The following is a 2,864-nucleotide window of genomic DNA, read 5'->3' on the forward strand; positions in this document are numbered from 1 at the left end:
GAATATATAAACTATTACAATAACGACAGAACCAAGTCCAATTTAAACAAAATGAGCCCGACTAAATATCGAGCTCATCATTATCAAAATTAATTATAAATTTGTCCAAACTTTTGGGTTCAGTCTAATCTAGAATAAACGGAGTTTTTGCTTTTATCAATTATTTGAAATAGGAAAACGTTTCGTTGTTTTCTATTTTTAATAAGGTTTCATAAATCAATTGTATTACGTTCTCGACATCCTTGCGATGCACCATTTCTACTGTAGTATGCATATAGCGAAGCGGTAAAGAAATCAATGCTGAGGCTACTCCACCATTACTATATGCAAAGGCATCAGTATCGGTACCAGTAACTCTAGAAGAAGCCAATCGTTGAAAAGGGATGCCTTTTTCTGAAGCAGTGTTTAATATGAGTTCTCTAAGATTGTTTTGAACAGCAGGAGCATAAGTAATAACCGGACCCTTGCCAATTTTTGTCTCTCCCTCAATCTTTTTGTCAATCATAGGTGTCGTTGAATCATGACATACATCAGTAACAATAGCCACATTCGGTCGTATGGTTTGAGTAATCATTTCTGCTCCTCTAAGACCAACTTCTTCTTGAACTGCGTTTACGATATACAAGCCAAAGGGTAACTTTTTCTTATGCTCATGCAATAATCGAGCAACTTCGGCAATCATAAATCCTCCCATTCGGTTATCAATAGCACGACAAACAAATTTGTTTTCGTTCATAATCATAAATTCATCAGGATAAGTAATCACACAGCCAACATGTACGCCTAATTTTTCTACTTCCTCTTTTGTTTCACAACCAAGGTCTATGAAAATATTGCTTGTTTTTGGGTTTTCTTCTTTGTCCCTGTTACGAGTGTGTATGGCGGGCCAACCAAAGACACCTTTTACTATCCCTTTTTTGGTATGAATATTAACGCGTTTCGAAGGAGCAATTTGATGGTCAGAGCCTCCATTTCGTATAACATATACCAAACCATCTTCTGTAATATAGTTAACATACCACGCAATTTCGTCTGCATGACCCTCAATAACTACTTTAAACGGGGCATCTGGATTGATGATTCCTACCGCAGTGCCATAGGTATCTGTAATAAAAGTATCCACATAAGGTTGAAGGTAGTCCATCCAAATCTTTTGGCCTTCAGATTCAAAACCTGTTGGAGAGGCGTTATTTAAGTATTTTTCTAAAAATGCCATAGAAGAGGCATTCAATATTGATGGTGAATTCATATGAAATTATTTTTTGCTAATTTATAAATTTGGCATCAGACTTGTGTATAAATTTATAATTTTGAATTATAAAATTTTCCCATGAACCGAATCTCCCTTTTTTTCCTATTCCTTTTGTGTTCTCTTGCAACACAAGCACAAATTGTTCCAAAAGAAACCGAAAAAACAGGCCCTACGCTTATCGAAAACGATAGTATTCTCAGTGATACTATTCTGTTACCAGAAATAATCATCAGTAAGCAAAAGTTAAGTCTTGAAGATAAAAAGCAATTCTTAATTTTACAAAATAGAGTATACAAAACGTATCCTTATGCTAAACTAGCTTCCGAAAGACTTGTTGCCCTCAAAAAAGGGATGTCTTATTTAAAAACAAACAAAGAGAAAAAGAAGTATTTTAAAATTGTTGAAGACTATTTAACAAATGAGTTCGAAGCCAAACTAAAAAAACTGTCACGAAAACAGGGACAAATCTTAGTCAAATTGATTCATAGGCAAACCGGTATAACTACATACGACCTAGTTTCGGACTTAAAAAGTGGCTGGAAAGCATTTTGGGCCAATACCACAGCCCGAATATTTGACATTAATCTCAAAACAAAATACCAACCTTACGAAGTAAATGAAGATTTTTTAATTGAAACCATCTTAGTAAGAGCCTTCGAAACGGGAAGACTTCAAAACCAACCACCTGCTACCCCCGTAAATTATGACGATTTAAATGAAGCATGGCATACAAAAGCCAGTCAACTTAAATAGTCAGCTTATCTTAACTAAACAATTTACGCTACTTTTCTTTTTCAGGAGCTATTTCCGGCTGTCCGTTGTATCTCTTGGGTCGAACCCCGCCCCAAGAGGATGCCACTCCCATCCGGGCTAGGGTAGTTGTGGTTAAAAAGCTATTTCCGTGTTTCTCGTTTTTTAGTCTATTGTTATTTATTACTCATTATATATATAATGTATAGATAGAGTATAGATAGTGTATGGATAGAGTATGAGTAGAGTATGAAGACACTATATATATAGTATGTATACAATAATGAATTAATAAGTTTTACTATATATAAGGATTAATTAGTTTCAGAATGTCTTCGATACGTCCTGTAAATAGAGTAAGAACGGGGTATAATATGCTCTAATTGGGCTTTAAGAGTAGAGTGTCTGTGGTAGACCATTTTTTTTACGGCGCTAATGTTTGTGTTAAATAATGATTATCAATGTTTTATTGTTACATTAAAAAATAAATCAAAAAAAGGTTTGTAAAAGGCTTGTTTAAACGAAAAAAGGTGCTACTTTTGCACCCGCAACAGCGCAGACGTTCTTTTATATACTGGCAAGTTATTGAGATATTCGGGATTAGATTTCTGAAAAAAAAAAATATCAAAAAAAGCTTGTGAGAAATAAAAACGTTGCTTACCTTTGCGCCCCGCAAAATACGGAAAGTTCCTTGAAAGATTGATGAGAGAATGAGATTTAAATTGAGATAAAAATTTTCAAAAAAAGTTTCAAATTTTCTTGCCAGTTAAAAAAGAATTACTACTTTTGCACCCGCTTTGAGAAACAACGAAAGGCGGAAAAACAAAGAAGAATACGTTCCTAGACATATTGAATTGACAGC

General features: G+C 34.4%; 3 protein-coding genes. 2 read left to right on the top strand and 1 reads right to left on the bottom strand.

The features are described from left to right. Window positions 1-6: 6 nt before the first annotated feature. Window positions 7-93, top strand: a complete 87-nt coding sequence (locus FLAVO9AF_RS15810; protein ID WP_159691109.1) for an IS3 family transposase — start codon at window positions 7-9, stop codon at window positions 91-93. A 67-nt stretch (window positions 94-160) separates the two neighbouring features. Here the strand turns inward: FLAVO9AF_RS15810 and FLAVO9AF_RS15130 are convergent, their stop codons facing one another. Then, window positions 161-1,249 carry a M42 family metallopeptidase gene (locus FLAVO9AF_RS15130; protein ID WP_159691188.1) on the bottom strand — a complete coding sequence of 363 codons (1,089 nt, stop codon included), beginning with the start codon at window positions 1,247-1,249 and terminating at the stop codon, window positions 161-163. A gap of 81 nt (window positions 1,250-1,330) precedes the next feature. Here FLAVO9AF_RS15130 and FLAVO9AF_RS15135 point away from each other — a divergent pair, with 81 nt between their 5' ends. Next, entirely contained in the window at window positions 1,331-2,005 is a 675-nt protein-coding gene (locus tag FLAVO9AF_RS15135; RefSeq protein ID WP_159691191.1) for a DUF4294 domain-containing protein, read from the top strand. The last annotated feature ends 859 nt before the right edge of the window (window positions 2,006-2,864 follow it).

This window comes from Flavobacterium sp. 9R, from assembly GCF_902506345.1.
Taxonomy (GTDB): domain Bacteria; phylum Bacteroidota; class Bacteroidia; order Flavobacteriales; family Flavobacteriaceae; genus Flavobacterium.

What these genes read in the sequence shown, in the direction of transcription:
- FLAVO9AF_RS15135 (WP_159691191.1), top strand. Translation starts at nt 1,331, where the DNA reads ATGAACCGAATCTCCCTTTTTTTCCTATTCCTTTTGTGTTCTCTTGCA.
- FLAVO9AF_RS15130 (WP_159691188.1), bottom strand. Translation starts at nt 1,249, where the DNA reads ATGAATTCACCATCAATATTGAATGCCTCTTCTATGGCATTTTTAGAA.